Origin of the sequence: Streptomyces sp. NPDC046859, assembly GCF_040645135.1 — a bacterium.
GTDB lineage: Bacteria > Actinomycetota > Actinomycetes > Streptomycetales > Streptomycetaceae > Streptomyces.
In genome coordinates, this window is the sequence record NZ_JBEYXR010000019.1 from 61,268 (window position 1) to 84,006 (window position 22,739).

General features: G+C 72.4%; 15 protein-coding genes. 3 read left to right on the forward strand and 12 right to left on the reverse strand.

Features of this window, described 5'->3' with window-relative positions:
• Positions 1-47: 47 nt before the first annotated feature.
• The 8 genes from ABZ899_RS25830 to eccD all read right to left on the reverse strand — a co-directional run bounded on the left by ABZ899_RS25830 (position 48) and on the right by eccD (position 9,153).
• Positions 48-422 carry a hypothetical protein gene (locus tag ABZ899_RS25830; RefSeq protein ID WP_361350392.1) on the reverse strand — a complete coding sequence of 125 codons (375 nt, stop codon included), beginning with the start codon at positions 420-422 and terminating at the stop codon, positions 48-50.
• Complete coding sequence (locus tag ABZ899_RS25835) at positions 422-877, reverse strand: YbaB/EbfC family nucleoid-associated protein (protein ID WP_361350394.1); 456 nt, start codon at positions 875-877, stop codon at positions 422-424. Before ABZ899_RS25835 ends, ABZ899_RS25830 begins: the two co-directional genes overlap by 1 nt.
• A gap of 179 nt (positions 878-1,056) precedes the next feature.
• The gene (locus ABZ899_RS25840; RefSeq protein ID WP_361350396.1) at positions 1,057-4,311 is read right to left on the reverse strand and encodes an AAWKG family protein; all 3,255 of its coding nucleotides are present in this window, start codon (positions 4,309-4,311) and stop codon (positions 1,057-1,059) included.
• 27 nt (positions 4,312-4,338) lie between these two features.
• Complete coding sequence (locus ABZ899_RS25845; RefSeq protein WP_361350398.1) at positions 4,339-4,809, reverse strand: type VII secretion system-associated protein; 471 nt, start codon at positions 4,807-4,809, stop codon at positions 4,339-4,341.
• Between the two features lie 122 nt (positions 4,810-4,931).
• Positions 4,932-5,240, reverse strand: coding sequence for a WXG100 family type VII secretion target (locus ABZ899_RS25850; RefSeq protein ID WP_062672674.1), 309 nt, complete (start codon positions 5,238-5,240; stop codon positions 4,932-4,934).
• 88 nt (positions 5,241-5,328) lie between these two features.
• Complete coding sequence (locus ABZ899_RS25855) at positions 5,329-5,664, reverse strand: hypothetical protein (RefSeq protein ID WP_055620470.1); 336 nt, start codon at positions 5,662-5,664, stop codon at positions 5,329-5,331.
• A 476-nt stretch (positions 5,665-6,140) separates the two neighbouring features.
• Positions 6,141-7,706, reverse strand: a complete 1,566-nt coding sequence (gene eccB / locus ABZ899_RS25860) for a type VII secretion protein EccB (protein ID WP_361350401.1) — start codon at positions 7,704-7,706, stop codon at positions 6,141-6,143.
• A 40-nt stretch (positions 7,707-7,746) separates the two neighbouring features.
• Positions 7,747-9,153 (reverse strand): type VII secretion integral membrane protein EccD, encoded by a 1,407-nt coding sequence (eccD, locus tag ABZ899_RS25865; protein WP_361350403.1) that lies wholly within the window; start codon positions 9,151-9,153, stop codon positions 7,747-7,749.
• A gap of 449 nt (positions 9,154-9,602) precedes the next feature.
• On the opposite strand from eccD, the gene eccCa reads away from it, so the two are divergent.
• The gene (gene eccCa / locus ABZ899_RS25870; protein ID WP_361350405.1) at positions 9,603-13,589 is read left to right on the forward strand and encodes a type VII secretion protein EccCa; all 3,987 of its coding nucleotides are present in this window, start codon (positions 9,603-9,605) and stop codon (positions 13,587-13,589) included.
• A 64-nt stretch (positions 13,590-13,653) separates the two neighbouring features.
• On the opposite strand, the gene ABZ899_RS25875 is transcribed toward eccCa, so the two are convergent.
• From ABZ899_RS25875 to ABZ899_RS25890, 4 genes are all read right to left on the reverse strand, one after another.
• Positions 13,654-14,877, reverse strand: a complete 1,224-nt coding sequence (locus ABZ899_RS25875) for a S8 family serine peptidase (RefSeq protein WP_361350406.1) — start codon at positions 14,875-14,877, stop codon at positions 13,654-13,656.
• Positions 14,874-18,188, reverse strand: coding sequence for a right-handed parallel beta-helix repeat-containing protein (locus ABZ899_RS25880; RefSeq protein WP_361350408.1), 3,315 nt, complete (start codon positions 18,186-18,188; stop codon positions 14,874-14,876). Before ABZ899_RS25880 ends, ABZ899_RS25875 begins: the two co-directional genes overlap by 4 nt.
• Before the next feature lie 150 nt (positions 18,189-18,338).
• Complete coding sequence (locus ABZ899_RS25885) at positions 18,339-19,559, reverse strand: ricin-type beta-trefoil lectin domain protein (protein WP_361350410.1); 1,221 nt, start codon at positions 19,557-19,559, stop codon at positions 18,339-18,341.
• A complete protein-coding gene (locus ABZ899_RS25890) occupies positions 19,556-20,302 on the reverse strand; it encodes a type VII secretion system-associated protein (RefSeq protein ID WP_361350412.1) in 747 nt (248 codons plus the stop codon). Before ABZ899_RS25890 ends, ABZ899_RS25885 begins: the two co-directional genes overlap by 4 nt.
• A 478-nt stretch (positions 20,303-20,780) precedes the next feature.
• On the opposite strand from ABZ899_RS25890, the gene ABZ899_RS25895 reads away from it, so the two are divergent.
• Positions 20,781-22,043 carry a mannose-binding protein gene (locus ABZ899_RS25895; RefSeq protein WP_361350414.1) on the forward strand — a complete coding sequence of 421 codons (1,263 nt, stop codon included), beginning with the start codon at positions 20,781-20,783 and terminating at the stop codon, positions 22,041-22,043.
• A gap of 440 nt (positions 22,044-22,483) precedes the next feature.
• Positions 22,484-22,726, forward strand: a complete 243-nt coding sequence (locus tag ABZ899_RS25900; RefSeq protein WP_283288574.1) for a DUF6411 family protein — start codon at positions 22,484-22,486, stop codon at positions 22,724-22,726.
• The last annotated feature ends 13 nt before the right edge of the window (positions 22,727-22,739 follow it).

Genomic DNA, 22,739 nt, shown 5'->3' on the forward strand with positions numbered 1-22,739 from the left:
GAGCGGCCGCTCCCGGGGTGGTGCGGGGGCGGCCGGCGGTGCGCGGATCAGCGACGGCCATGCCCGCCCGGGCCGTCACCGTTCAGGCCGTCGGTCTCGATGCGCTTGTCGACCCGCTCGATGTCCTCGAGGTGGCGGTCGCGGGTGTCCTTCATCATCCGGACCTGGCTGACCGTGGCGTCGGTGATGCCCACGACCGCGTCGCGGATGGACATCATGGTCTCCTTGGTGGTCTGGCGCTCCTTCTGCTCCTGCGGCTTGGCCTTCTCCGCGAACTCGCCCTCCGTGCCGGGCCAGGTGACCGTGGGCGCCAGGTCGTCGAGGAATTCCTCGGTGATGTTCTTGGCCAGGGCGCCGATCTCCTCGAGCTGCCTGGCCAGGGCCTCGATGCGGTTCGGGTCGGCGTAGTACCGCTGTCCCATCAGTCCTCCCCGTCCTCGCCGAGCGCGTCGCGCCAGGCGGGGGCGGCCCCGCTGTCGCGGCTCGTGTCCCCGTCGTCGTCGCGGAGCACCTCGGGTCCGAAGATCCGCTCCCAGTCCAGCTCGAAGCCCTTCAGCTCCGGGATGCCGCTGCTGGGTTCGGTGAAGGGCGCCATCGCCTTCATCACATGGCGGTTCATCTTCAGGCGCGCCGCGTTCGCCGCCTCGAGAACGCTGGCCGCCAGCTCCTGGGGCGACATGTCTCGGTACTTGCTGTCCAGGAACTCGATTCCGGACAGCTCGCCCTGCGGACCCACCGTGGCGCGGACCGCGCGGTCGGAGGAGAGCACCGCGAACGACGCCTGGCGCAGCTCGCGTTCGGTGCGTGCCACCGCCTCCTGGGCGGCCTGGAGCTCTGCCATCGCCTTCTCGAGGCGCTTCTCCAGCGGTTCCGTCACGCCCGCTCCTTCCTTCCCCGGCCGCCGTGTGCGCCCGGTCGGGTCGCCGTGGGTGCCCGGTCGTGCTCGGTGGTCCGACAACTGCCTTGCTGATCTTGCCCGGTGAGTCCCCCGACGCGGAAGCGGGGGCAGGGTGTGATTCGTCTCCGTGCGGTGCCCGGGCCGCGCCCGTACGGGGTTCACCGTCCGATGACGGCGGGTGTGCCGCCCTCTTCGGTCCCCCACACGTCGGCGTCCTCCTCCAGGTAGTCGGAGCTGGTGACCCTGGTGCGGCCGGGCTGCGGCTCCTCCTCGGGGGAGTCTCCGCCGGTGGTCGCCACCCGGGAGGCGGGGGCGAGGAAGGTGTCGTCGTCCTCCTGACGGTTCCACGGGCTGCGCCGGCGGCGGTTGCGGCGTTCGCTCTCCTCGGCGGCGTCGACCAGTACGGCGCGCACCCGCTCGCCGTTGCCCTTGTCGCCGCCCCCTCCCATACCCCCGGCGCCCATGCCGCCCATCGGCATGCCGGGGCTGCCGGGCATACCGGGCGCTCCCGGGGCTCCCGCGGCCGGGGCGAGCGGTGTGCCCGCGCTGTCGGCGGCGCCGTCCGAGAGGGGTTCCGCCCCCGTTCCACCGGAGCCGTCCGCGGTGACGAGGCTGTCCCCGACACCGCCGCCGGACGCCCCGTCGCCCGCTCCGCCGCCGACGCCCAGATCGGAGAGCGACAGGTCCTGGACGGAGGTACCGCCCCCGGTGTCACCGAAGCCGCCGCTCTCCAGATCACCGAGACCGTCGAGGAGGTCCGAGGTGTCCCGCCCTCCGGGCGTGTTGAGGTCGTGCAGGTCGATCCGCTCGGTGTTGCCCTGCGGGTCGGTGACGGTGGCGATGCCGGTGTCCGGGTCGATGACCTGCTTGCTGCCGTCGGGGAACTCCGTGGTCAGCATGCCGTTGTCGAGGCTGGTCCTCGAGCCGTCCGGGTTGGTCACCGTCGCACCGTGGGTGAGATCGGTGGTGGTCGTGGTGCCGTCCGCGTCCGTGCTGGTGAGCAGACCGCTGTCCGGATCGAAGCTGATCCTGCTGCCGTCGCGGAAGTCGGTGGCGATGTCACCGTCGCTGAGCCGGGTGCTGCCGCCGGTCGGGGTCTCCAGACCGCCGCGGTCGCTGTTGAGGTTCCCCAGGTCGCCGAGGTCGGTCTCCGACTGGGTGGGCAGGTCGGAGTCGATGTCACTCAGGTCGCCCAGGTCCGCGTCGGTGTTGCGGCCGTTGAGGTCGCCCAGGTTGCCGAGGTCCTGCGTGGTCGTCGTTCCGTCGGGGTCGGTGGTGCTGACCTGCCCCGTCGAGGGGTCGACGGTCTGCACGCTGCCGTCGGGGAAGGTGGTCGTCAGCCTGCCGTCGTCGCCGAGGCTGGTGACCGAGCCGTCGGGGTTGGTCACCCTGGTGCCGTCGCCGAGGTCCTGCGTGGTGACGCTGCCGTCCGGGTGGGTGGTGGTGAGCACCCCGCTGTCCGGGTCGAAGCTGGTGCTGCTGCCGTCGGGGAAGTCGGTGGTGAGCTTGCCGCCGTCGAGCTGGGTCGTGCCACCGCCGGGCGTCTTGACCGGACCGCCGCCCGCGTTCAGGTCGCCGAGGTTCCCCAGGTTCTCGGTGATCGCGTCGTTGGCCGAGTTGTTCGAGTTGTTCGTGCCGCCCGGTCCCGTGTTCACCGCGCCGAGGTTGCCCAGGCTGGTGATGCCGGGGGGCGGGGTGGACGTGAAGGCCTCCTGGTCGCCACCCTGGCCGTTCACGTCACCCAGGTCGCCGAGGCTCTCGGTGACCGGGTTGTTCTGGTTCAGCAGGTCGTCGAGGCCGTCGAGGTTCTGCTGGGTGACGCCGTTGGGGTCGTTGATGCCCCCGAGGCTCTCCTCCATGGCCTTGGCCTGCTCCTCGGCCAGGCGCTTGGCCTCCTCCTGCTCGCGCCGCTGCTCCTCGCGCAGCTCGTCCTGGTACTTCTTGTCCTCTTCGCGCTGGCGGTTCTGCTCCTCGCGCAGCTCGTCCTGGTACTTCTTGTCCTCCTCCCGCTGGCGGTTCTGCTCCTCGCGGAGTTCGTCCTGGTACTTGCGGTCCTCCTCGCGCTGCCGCTCCTGCTCGGCGCGCAGCTCGTCCTGGTACCGGCGGTTCTCCTCGTTCTGCCGGTTGATCTCCTCCTGCTCCTCCTTGGCCTTCTTCTCCTGGTACTCCTCCGCGGCGGTGCTCGTCGACTTGGGCTCGGGCACGTTGCCGGAGAAGTCGCCGCCCAGGTCGAGGAAGTGGTTGTTCAGGCCGGCCTGCACCTCGGCGGCCGGCTTGCCCAGGTACTCGTTGACGCCCTGGCTCCAGATCTTGACGGCCGCTTCACCGACCTTCGCCCAGTTCGCGATGTCGGTGAGGTCGCCGTACTCGGGGTGCACCTGGGTGAAGCCGGCCTGCGGGCTGTGGCTGACGGTCGTGCGGGAGCGGCTGGAGTGCACCTTGATGTCCGTCTTGGCCACGTTGTTGGCGTCCACCCACTGGGCGAGGTCGTCCAGGACGTAGCGCAGGACCTGATGGGGGTCGTAGTACGGCGACTTGGCCCAGGCCAGCCATGCCTCCAGCAGCTTGTTCGCGGCGTCCTCGAGGTACTTGCGGCCGAGCGACAGGGCGCGGGAGTACACGGTGCCGCCGGTGCCGGTCCCGTCGCCGGCCGTGGGGCTCTCGTCGAAGGTCTCGATGTAACTGTCGTAGTTCTCGCGGATCTTCTTCAGCAGGCTGCGGAAGACCTCCGCTGCCTCGCCCTTCCAGCTCGCGTCGTCCCGGCCGAAGCGGTCCTCCCAGTCCTTCAGCACGACCGCGTGGTCCCTGAAGAACTTGGCGGCGAAGTCGAAGGACTCCCCGGTGGTGTTGAAGGAGTTCAGGTCCACGACGTCGGCCCCGGGCACGCCCAGGTTGCTGAACCGGGCGTCCGCGGTGTTGCCGCCCAGGAGGGCGAGGAGCGCCGCCCGCGGCCCGTTCATGTACCGGGCGAGCGGGATCGTGCTCATCTTGTCCTTGTTGTAGTCCGTGAACTCGTTGCCCTCACGGACCTGCGCGTCGTGGACGTTGTCCGATCCGGGACTGGCGAAGATGATCTCCTCGCCCGCCTTCACCCGGCCCTCGAAGACGATCCGGGCCTGCCTGATGGAGTACTTCTTGCCGCTGTCGAAGAACCAGATGTCGTAGTCCTCGCCCTTGTTCGTCAGGAACCCGGAGTCCTTGACGAGCAGGCTGAGGCTGCGCTCCTTGATGTCCATCCGGAACAGCTTGCCGCCGTGCTCGGAGCGGAGGGAGTCGAAGATCGTGTTGCGGTCGGGCACCGGATAGCCGGTGATGTGGGTGACCAGAGTGGCCCAGGTGTCGGTCGACGGGTCGCCGGCGTTGTCGAACTTGTCGAGATTGGCGACGGAGTTGGGATCGTACCGATCTGCCACCGGTGGCGCCCTTTCTGGTCGGTGGGGTCAGGACTCTTCGTCCGGGTCGCCGGTGCCGCCGGCGGTGAGGGTGTCGACCTCGTCGAAGGTCTGGAGGAGTGTCTGGGCGTCGATCGCGTCGAGGTTCTTGTCCTTGGTCTTGTTCGCCTCTTCGATCGTCTCGGTGAGGGCCTCCTTCAACTCCTTGAAGAGGTCCATCTGGTCGCCGAGCAGTTTGTCGATGGCCTCGGCCGCGGTGCGGATGTCCTCGATCAGCTTCGGTCCCGAGACCAGCGGCTCGGTCACCATCTTGCCGATGCGCAGGAGTTGATTGTCCTGGGCGAGGTTGTCCGGTGTGATGTAGCCGTCGATCAGGTGGCCGAGCGGACGGATGTGGGACCCGTCGCCCTGCTCCTTGTGCTTCTTCGCGGCGGTGTGGACCGGCTGTACCTCGTTGTCCCGGAAGTTCTCCATCTGCTTGAGGTCGAAATGCCTGACGTCGGCCTTCTCACCGGCCATGGGACGCACTCCTGACGCTTGGTGCCGGACGGGGACACGGGGGCCCGGCAGACGCCCCCTTCACGGACGACGGCCGGGCCGCGCCGCCGAACCCGCGACGAGGAGGAAGCTCCGGCGATGCCCTAACGGGCCCGCACGTTCCCCCAGTTGTCGGCGCTCCTGCGCTCGTCGCGGGAGTGGTTGTCGTGGATGGTCTGGATCAGCTCGCCGTTGTCGCCGAGGAGCTGGGCCATGTTCTTGGTGGCCTGGTCCCACTCCGCCTGGACCTGCCGGTAGGTCTCCTGGTCGGAGCCCTCCCAGGAGGTGACGAGCGGCTTGAGCTCGTCCTCCAGGTTGTTGAGGGTGGTGATGATCTGCTGGGTCTGCGCCATCAACTCCTCGATGGCGTTGCGGACCACGGGGTACTGCACGTCGATGATGCCGTCGGCCATGACGTCTCCTCTCGTACGGCCGGGCGCCGGCCCGGGAAGCTCAAGGGGGTCCGGCCTCACCGTGGCGGGGCCGGTGCTGCCGGTCGGGTCAGCGCAGCGCTTCGAAGACGCCCTGGCTGGTCTTGCTGTTGAGGACCTCGGTCAGGTCCTGGTTCTCCTGCGCCAGACGGTTGGCGGAGGTCACGTTCTCCTGGAGCGCGTCGACCATTTTGCTGATCTGGATGACGACCTTCTGCGCCTCGGCGTTCCAGCTGCGGAAGAGCTTCAGCAGGGCCTGGCCCTCGTCGCCGCCGACACCCGAACGCGCGGCGATCTCGGCGACGTTGTTCTGGATCTTCTCGACCTGGTTCCGGGCCGACTCCAGCGAGGAGACACCCCCCAAGCCCTTGGCATAGTCCGCTTTCCTCGCGGCGCTGTCCGCCATGTCGCGCTCCCTTCGTTCAGCCCTGTCTCGTCACGCGGTTGCTCGCCGAGGCTAAAGAGAAGCCGGTGTTCGGCGCAACGCGCACAGGGAAGATTTGAGCTTCTGTCGGTTCGCCCTGGAATTCTTGCGGGGCATGGGAGTTGAGGTCAGGTTTCAGCGCTGTGAACAAGCCTTCCCGGCCGACCGGACATTCGGCCGCGAACCGTGTGCGGGCGACGCGAGGCGGGCGTGAAGCGGGCAGCGGAGGAAGCCGAACGGGCATCAGGAGGAGCCGTATCCGGCATTGCAGGCGCTTCCCCGGGATTCCCGCGGACACGACCGGCCCGAAATATCTGAGCTTTCTTTGAGGTTCACGCCGTTGGGCCGTTCCCTGACTGCGCGACGAACTTCACACCGTCGGCGACGACTTTGGCCGAATACTTCCGTCGTCCCCGCCCTTTTCCTTTCATCGGCACCGAATGCGCTCCTTGCCATGATCAGCGCGGGGTGTCCGCCTTGTCCCCGACGGCGCTCGCCGCGCCCGGTTTCCGCTCCGGGGGCGGGGAGCACTGCGGAGCCGTCACCGTGGGCTCGACGACGCCCGACGCGGCGGCCGCGTCGAGGTCCGCGCCGGTCGGGAGAGCCGCGAGCAGCGGCGCCGGGACGGAGGCGATGTCCGCGGCCTCGTAACCGAGCGCGGTCAGCGCCTTCTTCGACGGGAGGCGGTATTTGACGCCGTTCTCCGCCACCAGGTAGCTCGTCCCGGCGTGGGCGGCGCCGCTGGCGTTGAGGGCGCGGACCAGGGCGCCCCGGCCGGGCCGGACCACCGTGGCGTCGGTCGGGACGCAGGCCGGCTTCAGCGGCTGGGCGGTGCCCTCCGACACCGCGACCGGGGCCAGGCGGGTCAGCGGCACGAGTACCGACCTGATCCGGACGCCGCCGTCGTCGCCGTCGACCTGTGCGCACAGCGCGGTGCCGCGCGGCACGGACTGCGGCACGGGCGGTGCGTCGGGCAGCTCCGGAGAGGCGGCGGCGCCCTGCGCCGTGGCCCGGTGTTCACGCAGCGCGTCGGCGCCCACCGTGCGCACCTCGGGCGAGCGCCCCTGGTAGGCGTCCTTCTGGGTGGCCGGGTCGCCCAGGACCAAGGCGGCGCCGAGCCGGGTCAGCGGCACCAGGCCGTCCTTGCGCAGCAGGTGGTAGGTGCTGTCGCCGCCGGGGACGCTGACCTTGAACAGCTGACCGATCCGTGTGGCCTGCCCGCCGAGTTCGGGGCCGGCCTCACCGCGCCCCTCGACCGCGGGCGGCCTCAGGACGGGACCGGGGGCCAGGGCGTCCAGGAAGGCCGCCGAGACCGGCATCGGCTGCACGGAGCCGTAACCGAGGGCGTTGCGGGCGTCCGACCCTCGGTCCAACGGCAGCCGGCTGCCGCGCCAGACCAGGTACTCGGTGCCGTCGGGCCCCTTGACCAGCGCTCCGCGACCGCCGCCGATACCGCCGGCGTCCAACGGTGCCCCGGCCACCAGGGTGGTCGCGCCCGGCTTCTCCACGCCGGTGCTCGCCACGGCGCCGGAGGTGTCCGGCAGCGCACCGTCCGGGCCCGTGACGCACATGTGCCAGGCACCGGCGTCGAGTCGGCCGGGCTCGGGCACGGCGTCGGGGGCGCCCGGGATGCCTGCCGGGGCTCCCACCGGGACGTCGCCCAGCGACGCCGAGGAGACGTCCACGGACTCCAGGTCGGAGCCGCCGATGAGCCGGGCGGAGGCGTAGTTGCGCACCGGGTGCAGTACGCCGTCGGTGTCGGTCCACAGGTAGCGCGCGCCGGTGTCGCGGTTGACCACGAGGTGCGCCTCGTCGCGCCAGGCGTCGTTGCCGCCGGGACGCAGCAGGCCATAGACGGTGGCGCCGGCCCCGACCAGGACGGTGACGAGCACTCCGAAGACCACGCCGCGTGTGGTGCGTCCCAGCGGGCTCTCCGGGGCGTCCGGGTCGGCCATCAGCAGGCCCGAGCTGAGCCTGCCCATCATGAAGGTGTGGGCGTGTACCTGGTCGCGTTTGGACTGCACGGCCTCTCCTCGTCGTTCTCGTGCCGGAGTGCGGTGGGGCTCAGCCGAACAGGCCGCGCAGCCAGCCGAAGAGGCCCGCCACCCACAGGCTGAGCGGCAGCAGCGCCACCGCGATCCCGGTGTGCGCCACCTCCGCGGCCCGGCCCCAGTAGGGCAGCATCCGGCGGCCGGGCACCGTCCAGGCGGCGATCACCAGCGCGGCGGCCGCGCCGAGCAGGACCGCGAAGACCACCAGTCGCCCGTCGCCTTCGCTGTCCACCGCCCAGCTGCGGGCGAGCAGCAGCAGCCCCCAGATCCCGGGCACCGCGAGGGTCAGCCGCTGTCCGATGTGCACCAGGCCCCGGGAGTGCAGGAGCAGCAGCAGGCTCAGTGCGAGCGCCGTCAGCACCTCGGGCAGGTTCGGGCGCTCGGCGAGGACGGCCAGGGCTCCCGCCGCGATGACGCCGGTGACGGCGAAGAGCGCGGTGACCCAGCGTCCGGCCAGCTCGGTGCGCTCGGCGACGTCGCTGCCCGCGTAGGGCTCGATGCCTTCCTGGAGCTGGCTGGCGGAGGAGGGCAGGGCGGGCATCCGCATCCCGGCCAGCTTGAAGGCGAACGGTGCCACCGCCCCGGCCGCGAGCACGAACACCGTGGCGACCAGGGCCACGGCGGCCGGCACGTGCAGGTCCGTGTAGCCGATCAGGGCGCCGGAGGTCGCGAGGGCCACCGACACGACCGCGGTGCCCAGCAGGGCCGGGGCGCCGACCGCGGTGGCGGCCAGCGCGAGGACGGCGCCGCCCGCACCGGCCGCGCCCGCCGCGAGCAGCCGCGCGCCCGCGACCCGCGCCGCGTCGGGGCCGGTCAGATCACCGCCGGGCAGCACCCAGCCGGCCAGTGCCAGGCAGGGCGCGACCAGCAGGCCGAGCGCGGTCGCGGACAGCCGGTCGCCGACCGCGCGGCTGGCGGTGCCCGCGCCGGCGAGCAGCAGGAGCCCCGCCACGGCGGCGCAGGCGGCCCTGACCGAGCCGGAGCCGGCCGCTCCCGGCCAGAACACCAGCGCCAGGGCCGCCGTGACCGTCGCCACCGTGGCGCCCACGAGCAGTCCGCGGGCCGCCTCCGGGTGCCAGGTGTGCAGCCTGCGGCCGGCGGTGTCGGCTATCCCGTCCACCAGGTCGTCGAGCCGGGCCTCGGGCAGGGCCTCGGTGTGGGGGCGCAGATAGAGCACGTCCCCGTCGGCCAGCCCGGCCCGCGCGAGGGTCGTCTCCTCGTCGAGGGGGGCGTCGCCCAGCCGCTGGAGCGCCCAGCCCGCGTGGTCGAGTCCGGCCTCCTCGGCCTCCTCGCCGACGTAACGCAGCAGCGTGGGCAGCAGATCGGCGACGGGCACGTCGGCGGGCACGGCCAGATCGACGGAGACGCCCGGCGCACGTACGGTGAGGCGGCACAGTTCGGCCACCGCGCTGTCGGTCATCAGCTGAACTCTCGTCTTCCGTGGGGGTTTTGACAGGAGGACTTCCCCGCGAACGGGACAGTGCGAAGAGTACGGAAGGTCCGTACGGGCCCGAACAGGGGGGTCCGACAAGACAATTGGGTCCGCGTGACCGGCAACCACCGCTCCCGCGTGGACAGGTCGCGTTTCGTGAATGCACACTACTGCCTATGCTCGCCGGAAGGTGCTGGGGACCGGGCTGCTTGTCCGGTATGCAGCCGAACGGTGGGGAGCCGACCGTTCCCTGCATTCCGCTCACATCGTTCAACCGGCGTTCACCGCGTACCCGGCTCCCCGGAAATGAGCGGTGCGGTCTTTCCGGCTACCGGTGTCCCGGTATTCGGCGCGGGCCGGAAAGCCAGTGAAACCGGAGGTTCTGTTCCTTGAGTGTGGTGCTGTTTCGCCGGCCGGCGCGCAGGCGCGGTCCCGAGATGCCCGAAGGGCAATTGACCCTCCAGGAGCCGCCGGTCCTCGCCGAGACGGTGCCGGACACCTCGGCGATATGGACCTATCTGCCGATGGCGCTGATGTCGGTGTCGATGATGCTGATGTTCCTGCGCCCGGGCGGCGGCAACGGCGTCTTCATCTACCTGGCGATGGGCGTCATGGCGCTATCCGCCGGCGCGATGCTCCTGGGTCAGCTGATGCGCCGCTCCAGCGAGCGCAAGCACCGCCTGAAGGGCGAACGCCGCGACTACCTCCGCTATCTGGCGCAGATCCGCAAGCGGGTCCGGTCGACCATCGTGGAGCAGCAGCGGGCGCTCGCCTGGCGCCATCCGGAGCCCTCCTCGCTGCGTTCGCTGGCCCGCACCTCACGGCTGTGGGAGCGCCGCCCCGCCGACGAGGACTTCGGCGAGGTCCGTCTCGCGGTCGGCGAACAGCAGCTCGCCCTCACCCTCAACCCGGTGTCCACCCGCCCCGTGGAGGACCTCGAACCGCTCTGCGCGCACGCCCTGCGCCGCTTCATCCGCGCCTACTCCACGATTCCCGAACAGCCCCTCGGCCTCTATCTGCGGTCGTCGGCGCGCGTCCTGCTGCGCCCCGCATCGGGCGAGGAGTCCGCGGCCTCGGCGACGGCACCCGAGGGCGCCGGCGACGACGCCGTACGCGCTCTGCTGCGGGCCGCCCTCGGCCAGCTCGCCGTGTTCCACGCGCCGGAGGAGCTGTGGATCGCGCTCTGCGTGAGCGACGATCGACGGGCCGACTGGGAGTGGGTCAAGTGGCTGCCGCACGCCCTGCATCCGCACGAGGAGGACGGCGCCGGGCAGGTCCGCCGCATCACGTCCGACCTCACCGAGCTGGACGACCTGCTCGGCGCCGAGTTCGCCGAGCGCCCCGGTTTCGACCCGGACGCCCGGCCGGGCCGTGACGAGCCGTACACCGTGGTCGTCCTGGACGGCGTCACCGTCCCGGAGGGGCATCGCTGGGAGGGCCACGGCTACCGCAACGCCGTCGTGCTGGACGTCTCCGGGGCGCTGTGCTGGCGGCCCGGCCGCAACACGCTGCGGCTGACCGTCGGGCCGGACCAGGTGAACCTGGTGCGCACCGACCGCAGCCGCAAGGAGCGCTCGGTGCCGCTCGGCCGGCCGGACCGGCTCGGCCCGCTCGGCGCGGAGTCGCTGGCGCGACTGCTCGCCCCCCGCCGCATCAGCCTGGGCACCGACATCGCGCAGCCGCTGGACAGCGACGTGGAGCTGACCACACTGCTCGGCATCCCCGATCTGCACCGGCACGACACCAAGGCCCTGTTCGCCCGGCACACCGGCTCCGCACGGCTGCGGGTGCCGATCGCCGTCGGCGTCGACGGCCGCCCGGTGGAACTGGACATCAAGGAGTCGGCGCAGGGCGGCATGGGCCCGCACGGCATGCTCATCGGCGCCACCGGATCCGGCAAGAGCGAACTGCTGCGCACCCTCGTCCTGGGCCTCGCCCTGACGAACTCCTCGGAGACCCTGAACTTCGTCCTGGTCGACTTCAAGGGCGGCGCCACCTTCCTCGGCCTGGAGGAGCTGCCGCACACCTCCGCCGTCATCACCAACCTCGCCGACGAGGTCGCCCTGGTGGAGCGTATGCAGGACGCCCTGCACGGCGAACTCATCCGTCGTCAGGAGCTGTTGCGCGCCGCCGGCAACTACACCTCGGCCCTGGAGTACGAACGCGCCCGGGCCGGCGGCGCCGACCTCACCCCGCTGCCCAGCCTGTTCGTGGTGGTCGACGAGTTCAGCGAACTCCTCTCGGCGCACCGCGAGTTCATGGACCTGTTCGTGATGATCGGCCGCCTCGGCCGCTCGCTCGGTGTGCATCTGCTGCTGGCCTCGCAGCGCCTGGACGAGGGCCGGATGCACCAGCTGGAGAGCCACCTGTCGTACCGGATCGGCCTGCGCACGTTCTCCGCCATGGAGAGCCGTGGCGTGCTCGGTGTGCCGGACGCCTACGAGCTGCCCGCCCAGCCGGGCAGCGGCTATCTCAAGTCGGGTGTGGAGGCGCTGACGCGCTTCCGTGCCGCCTACTCCTCCGGCACCTACCGCCGTCGCACCGGCGCCGTCGTGCAGGCCCGGGTGGCCAGCCAGGTGGTGCCGTGGACCAGCGGCTGGGTGGTGCCCCGCACGCTCGACCCCACGCCCGTCCCGGAGCCGGAGACCGAGGAGGGCGGGGACGAGGAGACCCTGCTCGACGTCGCCCTCGACCGGCTGCGCGACTCGGGTCCCGCCGCGCACCAGGTGTGGCTGCCGCCGCTGGACGAGCCGTCTCCACTGGACGCCCTGCTGCCCGGCATCGCCCCCGACCCCGAGCGCGGCCTCAGCGCCGCGGGCTGGTCCGGCACAGGCAGGCTGAGGGTCCCCGTCGGCCTGGTCGACAAGCCCTTCGAACAGCGCCGCGACCCGCTGGTCGTGGACCTGTCCGGAGCCGGCGGCCACGTCGCCATCGCGGGCGGGTCGCAGAGCGGCAAGTCCACCCTCGCGCGCACCCTGATCGCGGCCCTCGCCCTCACCCACACCCCGGCCGAGATCCAGTTCTACTGCCTCGACTTCGGTGGCGGCGGCCTCTCCCAGTTCGCCGCGCTCCCCCACGTCGGCGGCGTCGCGGCGCGGCTCAACCCGGAACGGGTGCACCGGGCCGTCGCCGAGGTGATGACGCTGCTCGCCCGCCGTGAGCAGTTCTTCGTCGACCACACCATCGACTCCATGCAGTCCTACCGACGGCGCCGCGCCGCCGGTGAGTTCCCCGACGAGCCGTTCGGCGACGTGTTCATGGTGGTCGACGGCTGGTCCACGGTCCGCCAGGACTACGACGACCTGGTGCCGAAGTTCAACGAACTGGCCGCACGCGGCCTGAACTACGGCATCCATCTGCTCATCACCACCACCCGCTGGGTGGAGCTGTCCGCGCAGGTCCGCGACCAGGCGGCGACCCGCCTTGAGCTGCGCATGGGTGATCCGATGGACTCGGAGATCGACACCCGCAAGGCGCGCTCGGTGCCACGCAGCGGGGGCCGGGGCATCACCGCCGACAGCAAGATGCACTTCCTCGCCGGCCTGCCCCGGCTGGACGGCAGCGGCTCCCTGGACGACCTCGGCGACGGGGTGGCCCACCTGGTCGGCGAGGTGGCCAGGCACTGGCCGGGCCCGGTCGCCCCGCAGGTGCGGATGCTGCCGCACCGGCTGCCGCTCGCCGAACTCCCCGCGCCCGAGCCCACCGAGGGCGGCGGTATGCGGCTCCCCCTCGGCATCGACCAGGACGCCCTGGAGCCGGTGTGGCACGACTTCAGCCGCACCCCGCACCTGATCGTGGTCGGTGACACGGAGAGCGGCAAGACCAACCTGCTGCGCCGGATCACCGCGGGCATCACCGCCCGCTACGCCCCGCACGAGGCGAAGATCATCGCGGTGGACTACCGGCGCACCCTGGTGGACGGCATCCCGGAGGAGTACCGCATCGGGCACGTCATCTCCCTGGACAACCTCAAGGAGACCGTCGACGGCGCCGCCCGCGCGATGAAGACCCGCGTCCCCGGCGCGGACATCGCGCCCGCCCGGATGCGCGCGTGCGACTGGTGGTCGGGTCCGCGTCTGTTCATCCTGGTCGACGACTACGACATGGTCTCGAGCAACTCGTTCCAGAGCCCCTTCGAGCCGCTCTTCGAGCATCTGACGCTCGGTTTCGAGATGGGCCTGCACGTCGTCGTCGCCCGGAGCGCCATGGGTGCGGGCAGGGGCCTGAGCGACGCCCTCATCCGCCGGATGGACGAGGCGAACAACCCCGCGATCCTGCTCTCCTGCCCGCCCACGGAGGGCCGTCTCTTCGGCAACGCCAAGCCCGTGAACCTCCCGCCGGGCCGGGCCCTCCACATCGCCCGCCGCAAGGCGCGGTTGATGCAGACGGCGCTGGTCGAGCCGGCAGCCGGACAGCAGGGCTGAGGCACGACGGCGACGGCGGGGGTCACCGGGATGACCCCCGCCGTCGCCGTCCGCGTCCGGACCGTCAGTCCTGTGCCGGTCCCCCGTCCCCGGCCCGCGCCGGGCGCCAGCCGCGGGCGCGGGCCCGGGGCACGGCGAAAGCGGCCCACAGGACGGCCAGGACGACGGCGGAGCCGACGAGGACGAGAAGCGTGGCCCGGTCGGTGGCGGAGTCGGCGTCCGAGGTGTCACGGACGGCGACACGTTCCGCGGCACGGTGGCCAGCGGCGGGTGCGTCCGGGCCGCCGAGAACGGTGGTCACGGCGGCGTACGCGTCCAGCTGCGGGATGTCGGCGGGGTACGCGGTCGCGGTCAGCCGGTGGGTGACGGCCTCGGGCGAGTCGTCCGGGTGGGCCGCGCGGACCACCGCGGCCGCCCCGGCGGCGTAGGCGGCGGCGACCGAGGCGCCGGCTCCCAGGTAGTGGCCGTCACCGCGCGGGCCACCGGACACCACCCCGGCCCCGGGGGCGGCCAGGTCGATGCCCGTGGTGGGCAGGGCCCGCTCCGGGCGGAGGCCGCCGGGGAGCATGTCGGCGACCGAGAGGACCCCGGGTTCCCCGGCCGGCCAGTACACGCGGGACGGGATCGCGTCGATGTCGCCGCGCGTCGGCGGGTCGGGGGTCGCCGCGGCGACGACGACCGCGCCGGCGCGGCGGGCGTCCGCGACGGCACGGGTCAGTTCCCTGTCCCGGCGCGGCAGGGCCACCGTGACCGCGATGACATCGGCCCCGGCCTCGGTGGCCTCACGTACCGCCGCCGCGACGAGCGCCGAATCGGCCCGGCCGCGCCGGTCCGTGCCCCGCAGGGCGAGGATCCGCGCACCTGGGGCGACTCCAGTGAGACGGGAGTCCGTACCGGCGATCAGACCGGCCAGGAAGGTGCCGTGCCCCACACAGTCCTCGGCGGCCGTGCCGTCGGCGACGACACGGCCGTCGAGGCCGTCGGCGCCGGGGGTGACACCGGTGTCGACCAGGGCGACGGTCACCCCCGCGCCGATGCCGTGCCCGTGCATCCGGTCCAGGTCGAGGCGCTGACGCGACCAGTCCTGCTTCTTCGCCCTCTCCCGCGAGGGGGCGGTGCACCCGGCGTTCGCGTCGAGCGCGGAGGGCATCGCCGGCAGTTCCTGGCCCTTGTTCCCGTCGGCCGCCGGGAGCCCCGAGTGAGGTGCCGTGTGAGCCGTGACGGCCGTGGGCAGCAGCAGTGCGGCGGCGAGGCCGGCGCCGGACAGCAGCCGGGCGGCGGGCTTCACAGTCCGGCCGCCTTCGGGGCGGCGGCCACATCCTCGGGAACGAGGATGCGCAGGTCGTCCAGGGTGGGCGCGGACAGCGAACTGAGCCGCCCCGCCTGGCGGGTGACCATCGACTCGAGCACCTGCCGGGCCAGCCGGGCATTGCCGAACGAGCGGTCCCGGGGCAGCGCGTCGAAGTACGACTTGAGCACCGGCCCGGTGCCGGGTCCGCACTCGTAGCCCATGCTCGCGGCCTGGGCGCGCACGATGGTGACCAGTTCCTCGGAGGAGTAGTCGGCGAAGGTGATCCGGCGCGGGAAGCGGGAGGACAGACCCGGGTTGGAGGCCAGGAAGCGTTCCATCTCCTCGGTGTAGCCGGCGACGATGACGACCACCTCGTCGCGGTGGTCCTCCATCAGCTTCAGCAGGGTGTCCACCGCCTCCTGGCCGAAGTCGGCGCCGCCGCCCTGCGGGGTGAGGGTGTACGCCTCGTCGATGAACAGCACACCGCCGCGCGCCCGTTCGAAGACCTCGCGGGTGAGCTGCGCGGTGTGCCCGATGTAGCGCCCGACGAGGTCGGCGCGGGCGGCCTCCACCAGCTGGCCCCGCTGCAGGATGCCGAGCTGGGTCAGGATCTCGCCGTAGAGGCGGGCGACCGTGGTCTTGCCCGTGCCGGGCGGACCCGTGAAGACCAGGTGGTGGCTCAGGGACGGCACCGGCAGTCCGGCGGCGGCGCGGTGGCGGGCCGTGGTGATGAGGTTGACCAGATCCGCGACGTCACGCTTGACCTCGGCCAGGCCGATCATGTCGCCGAGGCGGGTCAGCGGGTCGTCCTGCGGGGTGCCGGTCTCGGCGGCCTTCGCGGCGGCGGTGGCGGACACGTCCTCCGGCAGCAGCAGCCTGAGGTCGTGCTCGCCGACCTGGGCCTGCGCGGCGAGCCGGACGGCCTGGCGGTCCACCATCTCCTCGAACACCCCGCGCGCGGCGCGGCCGTTGCCGAATCCGGCGTCCCTGGGCATCGCCTCGAAGTGCGCCGCGAGCGCCTGCGCGGTGCCCTCGCCCAGCTCGTACTGGTGCTGGGCGCACATGTTCTCCATGATGGCGACCAGTTCGGACACGGAGTAGTTCTCGAACTCGACGGTCCGGGAGAAGCGTGAGGCCAGACCGGGGTTGGAGCCGAGGAAGGACTCCATCTCGCGGGAGTACCCGGCCGCGACCACGACCACGTCGTCGCGGTGGTCCTCCATCAACTTCAGCAGGGTGTCGACCGCCTCGCGGCCGAAGTCCGCGCCGCCGTTGCCGCTGTCCGCGGTGAGTGTGTACGCCTCGTCGATGAACAGCACGCCGCCGAGCGCCCGTTGGAAGGTCTCGGTGGTCTTGATCGCGGTGCCGCCGACGACCTGGGCGACGAGGTCGGCGCGGGAGACCTCCACCAGGTGGCCGCTGCGCAGGGAGCCCAGTTCGGCCAGGATCGCCCCGTAGAGGCGGGCGACGGTGGTCTTGCCGGTGCCCGGCGGGCCCGCGAAGATCAGATGTCTGCTCATCGGCGGGGCGGACATGCCGAGCTGCTCGCGACGCTGGGCGAGCTGGGTGAGGTTGACCAGGGTGCCGACCTGCTGCTTGACGTTCTCCAGGCCGATCAGCGCGTTCAGGGCGCCGAGCGGGCCGTCCGCGCGGTCCGGCGGGGGCGCGTCCGCGGCGCCGGATCCGGCCGGGTCGGTGTTCTCGGCGCTGCCGCTGCCCCACGCGTCCCGTTTGCCGTTCCCGGTGCTCTTCAGGCCGTCCACGGCGAGCCGTTCGCCCGGTGTCGTCTGGACGAGCCCGCCGCCCTCGTTCTCCCGGGCCAGGCAGTTCACGAGCGAGACCGGCGCGGTGGACTCCACCCGGAAGCCGTCCTGGGCACCGCCGGAGACCTCGCAGCCGCTGAGCGAGGCGAGCGCCCCCTCCCGGAGCAGGAAGCCGTGGCCCTGCGGCGCGTGGACCGTGGTGCGGTTGGCGGTCAGCTCACCGCCCGCCGCGACCACCACTCCATCCTCGCCGGACATCTCGACGCGGAAGTCCCGGACGGTGACGTTGCCACCGTCCTCCACGACCAGGCCGCTGGTGGCGGTGTCGGAGACGCCGCCGCCGGCCAGGTAGAGGGTGCTGCCGGCGGCCACGCGCACGCCCGCGCCCTTCGGCCGGACGATCTCGCAGTCCTCGGCCCGGCCGCGGGCGTCCTTGCCCGCCGCGATGCCGTCTCCGGAGGGCTCCACGAGACGGGCCCGGCGCAGTAGCGGGTTGGCCCCGCCGCGCACCGATATCGCGGGCGAGCCGCCGATCACCTCCAGGCGGTCCAGCTCCGGCGCCGAGTCCTCCTCCAGCAGCAGTCCCGTCTGCTCGCAGTCACGGACCGTGAGACCGGTCAGCGCCGGGGACGCGGCTCCCGCCACCCGGAGCGCCGCGCCCTGCGCGCCGTCCACCCAGCAGTCCTCGAAGGTGCCGCGGGCCCGGTCGGTGATCACGACGCCCTGGCCCCGGGTCCGCGAGACCCGGCACCGGCGCAGCACCGGGTCGGTGCCCCCGGCCAGCGCGATCCCGTTCCCGGAGGCCCCGGTGACGCGGACGTCCTCAAGCGTCGTACGGCCCGCGCTGCTCAGGTGCACTCCGGTGCTGGTGTCGTGCACGACGGTCCGCACCACCGTGACGGAGCAGTTCTGCTCCAGGGCGATGGACGGCTTGTCCGTGGAGGAGATGTCGCAGTCCTCGACGCTGCCGGTGGAGTCGCCGTTGGCGAGCAGGCCGTTGCCGCGTGCGGCCCGTACCGTGCAGCCGCGCAGCCGCGCCTCACCCTGTTCGGCGAGGACGAGTCCGCTGGTGCCCAGGTGCTCGAACGTGCAGGACTCCACGGTGGTCGGCGTGGTCGAGGTGACGACGACGCCGGCGCCCTGGGGGTTGCTCACCCGGCAGTCCCGCAGCGCGAGGGAGCCGGTGCCCCCGGCCAGCACCGCCGTCCAGGCGGCGCCGACGATCTCGCAGCCGTCGAGCGCGGCCTGCCCGCGCCGTACGTCCACGGCGGGCAGCTCGGCGTCACCGCCGCGCAGGGACAGCTCGGAGAGCATCACGGCGTCGGCGCGCAGGGCGAGGACGCTGCCCGAACGCGGCCGGATCTCCACCGTGCCCCGGCCCTCGGCGGCGGTGAGGGTGACCCGGGTGTGGATCACCAGGTTCTCCGCGTAGGTCCCGGGCCGGACGCTGATCAGCGCGCCGGTACGGGCAGCCGCGAGTGCCTCACCGATCGTCCGGTAGCGGTCCCGCTCCCCGGGGCCGACCGTCAGTACCTGGCGCGACACGCACCAACCTCCTTGTGGGACAACGTTCTCAGCGGGTGCCCCCGATCGTCGGGGACGGTGTCGGCGAGCCGACGGTGCCATCATGCCCCGCTGCCGGGGCAGCCGGGGCCCGGGAGCGAAGCTCTCGGCCGGAAGGCGTCGGGAGCGCGGTCAGACGCTCCACTTCTGGTTGTCGGTGCCCGCGCACGTCCACAGCTGCAGCCAGGCGCCGTTGCCCCTGTTGTTGTCCTTGATGTCGACGCACTTGCCGACGACGGTGTTCACGAGGTCGTGACGCTCGTTCAGGACGAACTTCTGAGCCGCGTTGCCACTGCACCGGGCGATCTGGATCGGAGTGCCGTCGTTGTAGTTCGCGTTGGCCACGTCCAGGCACAGGCCCTGGATGCGCAGGGTGCCGTCGGAGGCGAACTGCCATTTCTGCGCGACGCCGTTGTTGCAGTCCCACACGAACAGCTTCTTGCCGTCGCCGAAGTCGGCGTTCGGTACGTCGAGGCAGCGGCCGGAGAGATGGCTGCGCAGCGAGACCGGAGCACTGAACGTCACGCCCGAGCCGGAATCCGAGGGCCGGCCGGCGCCGCCCCCTCCGGTTGTCCTCCCGCCGCTCGACTTCGCGGGTTCGTTCTTCGTGCCCGTGCCGCCCCTGGGCCGGTCCTTCCCGCCGCCGTCCTGTTTCGGCGTCTCCTTGCCCGAGTCCTGCTCCGCGGGCGCTCCAGGGGCTTGCTTCACCGGCTTGTCGGGCTTGCCGGAGCTCTTCCCGTGGTCGTCCGGAGCGGAGGTGTCGGGTTGGGTGACCACGAAGTCGCCGGGCGCCTCCTGCGCACCGCCACCGAGGACGGTGCCTCCCGCCGGCGCGGCCTTGGCGTCCTTGTCGTCGCCTCCGGTGAGCACGAGGAACGGCACCGACACGAGCAGTGCCCCGGCGACGGCCGCGCCGGCCAGCGCCGCCCTGCCCGGCCGCCCCACGTGAGCGGCCTGCTGCTGCGGCCGGTCGATGGCGGTCGCGGTCATCGTCCGTACGAGTGCGGGGAGCCGGCTCTTGGCCTCCGCGGCGGCACCGGGGTCGGACTCGGCGTCGGAGTCGGAGTCCGCGTCGGAGTCCGGCTCGGCCTCGGACCCGGTCCGGCCGCCGGGAGCGGTTCCGGCCACGGGCACGGCTGCCGGAGTCCGACCCACCGTCGCCGTCTCCTCGGCCTCGGAAGTCGCCTGCGAAGCCTGGGACTTGGCCCGGGCCGCCTCGCCCGGGACGTGGGAGGACTCCGCCTCGGGCCGGGGCCCGGGCTGGGCGGCGGTGGCCGTCGGGGCCGTCTCCTCACCGGCTGAACCGGACGTCACCTGCGAGGAGGCGGAGGTGTGCTGGGCCGGACGCGTCACGGGGTCCTCCCTGTGGTGTGGGGCCAGGGTTCAGAGGAGCGGTGGGGCTCGGCCTCGTGGGAGGCCGGGCGCGCCCGCTCGACCTCCGGTTCGGGTAAGGCGTCCAGGAGCGTGTCCACCGGGACGAGCAGGGGTGCCGCGGCACCGGCGTTGACCATCACCTGTGTTCCGGAGCCGCGCAGTGACCGGGCGAGTTCTTCCGCCGGGACCCTGTCATGCCGAAGTGCCGCGGACATGAACGCGTGCGCCGGCGAGGTGAACGAGAGGATCACCGGCGCTCCGTCCAGACCGGCGGCCGTCAGCGGCCCGCCGTCCGGTCCGCGCACCACCGTGATCTCCGCTCGGGCGAGCGCCACGATCGCCTCGTCCACCGAGCCGTATCCGGTGGCGGCCCGCTGGGCGGCCGCGTCCACCGGATCGGTGGGCTCCGGCCAGCCGAGCACTTGGGCCGAGGGCCGGTAGGCCGGGTTGGGACGGTAGTCCCCGACGTCCCCGCTCTCGTCGGACTGCCACTCCCCCACCACCGCCCATGCGGGCGGCGTACGGTCCTGGGTCCAGTCGGGGTCCACCATCCCGATCCAGTGGCCGGGCGCCCGGCGTGCCGCGTCCCGTACCGCCGCAGGTATCTCGGGGGTGTCGGTGGCCCCGGCCTTGTCGGAGCCTGACGACTCCGCGGAGCCCGGCCCGGAGTCGGCGGGCGCGTCGGGCTCACCCTCCAGCCGCTGTCCGGGCCGCATCTCCATCTGAACTCTTCGGTCGCTGCGAACACTTGGATGCCGTCGGCCTGCTCGTGTGCCGACGATGATCAGATCAGAAGCCCCAGGATGCCACACGAGCATCGCCCGTTGGGGGGCGGGCACGGTCCGAATCACGTGGTCACGTGCCCGTTCACTGCCCGGGTCGGGAACTTTCCGGGAGCAGCGAGGCGTGAGCGGACAAAGCGACGGGAGAGTTGGGAGGGGTGGTCGGTCGATCGCCGTGCATCCGGGCTAAGTTGGGGCGCACGGGAAGACCTCATGGCTCGGGGCGGCGCCGGACCGGCACCGCGGCCGCCATCGCGGCGGGCCGACGCCCCTCGACGACCGGGACCGGGCTTCGAACCGGTCCGCCCCGCGCGGCGCGTCCGACCAACGCCCGCCGGACTTCCCGGCGTTCGTCCAGCCGACCACTGCACGGGCCCCGGCCACAACCGACAGCTCCGCCACCGAGGAGGAGTACCGCATGTCCCCCCAGCACCCCACCCCCGACGCGAACGCGGAGGCGGCCGCCACCCGCGCAGGGGGCACCGGTTCACCGACCACCGCCTCCGCGCCGGACGACCCGGCACCGAGCCGGGGTTCCGCTCCGGAGGCCGAGTCCGAAAACGCCGGGCAGGAATCCGGCACCGGCGGGACGAAGCCGCCCGCCGGGACGGAGCAGGGCGGACGGAAATCCGGAGACGCGGACGGGCAGGCCGACACCGGGACGGCGAAGTCCGGCCCCACCCGAGCCGGTGATCCCCCTGCCACCGGGGCCGAGGAGCCGACGGCTCCCGGAGCCGGAGCGGCAGAGACCGAAAGCGCCCTCACCGGCACGGAGGAGCCCGAAAGCGTCACGGCCGGCACGGCGGAGACCGAGAGCACCACCACCGGCACGGCGGAGACCGAAGGCGTCACCGCCGGCACGGCAGAGACCGAGAGCACCACCGCCCCCGGATCACCCGCCGCGGCGGGCACATCCACCGCGTCACCCGAGGCACGCGTCGCCGTGGCCGCGGCCGTCGGCACCATGCCGCCCCACGCCCGGACGGGCACCGGCGTAGAGAGCGGACGCCCCCGCAAGCCGATCCTCGCGGGAGCGGCGGTGGCCGGCGCCGCCCTGATCGCCATACCGCTGCTGCTCACCGGCAGCGCGAGGGACGACGGACCTCCCGACTCCGCCAAGGGCTTGGCCGCGGGGGGCTCCGACACCGTTCTGAATCCGACGTCGGCCCCGGCCGCCCTCGACGACTACGTGGCCGAGAAGCCCAGTCCGTCCCCGAAGAAGGCGAAGGCGACGAAGAGCGCGCCACCGAAGGTCGCCCCGCCCCAGCCCGCCACGCCCGCGGCGAAGCCCAGCCCGAGCGGCGAGCCGGACCCGAAACCCAAGGCGAAGCCGAAGCCGAAGCCGAGCCCGAAGCCGAACTGGAGCACCGAGACCGTCTACGCGCCCAGTGTCCTGGAGGTCAACCAGGCCTGGACCACCAACCGCATCCGGATGGTCATGCAGACCGACGGCAACCTGGTCGTCTACAACGAGCAGCGCAAGCCCATCTGGGCGTCCATGACCTTCGGCCCGAACCACCGGGCGATCTTCCAGCCGGACGGCAACCTGGTCATCCACAACGGCGAGGACCGCCCCATCTGGGCCTCGCAGACCTGGGGTCACGAGGGCGCCCAACTGGTCCTGCGTGCCGACGCCAAGGTGGTGATCGTGCAGAACGGCGGGGTGATCTGGTCGACGTGACACCCTGCGGCGGGGCCGCCCTTGGCCGGACCGAGAACGCGCTGATGGCCTGGACATGCGGGCGTACGCCTTCCGGGCCGGATGGATCCAGCCCGTCCACGGGGAGACCTCGGCCACCCGGTGGTACCGGCTGGCGTACCGGCTCACCTCCTGGCTCTATCCGCTTCTGCGCCGTGTGACGCCCCGCTATGTGACCAGCACCGCGCACCTGGGGCGCGCGATGATCGCGGTCGCGCGGCTCGATGGTTCCGGACCGCGCGTGCTGCGAACCGAGGGGCATAGACCCCCCGCGGACGCGACGTCGCACCGCGCCGGCGGCACGCCTGCGTGCCGAGACGACGGCGTGCCGCCGAAGCCGGCGGTGACCTTCGTCTCGGCCCTCCGTCACATAGGTCGGGCCATGGGGGGCATCCGGGTCCTACCAGCGAAGGGAGCCCACCATGGTGGTTGTCGGCGTGATCGCCGTCTGTGTCGTCCTGGCCGTCCTCGCATTCTTCATCCCCCGCCTGTCCCGGCACCCCGAACGCGGCACGCAGCGGACGCTCGGCGCCGGAGCACGGGCCGGTGGCAAGGCGCCCGGCCCGCTGGGCCGGCTCTTCAGCAAGCCCTTCCACAGCAGCTCGCGGGCGGTGGGCCGCAGCGGTTCGGCCGGCCGCCGGTTCCGCGGCCGTATGCCCTTCTGACCGACCGCGCGAA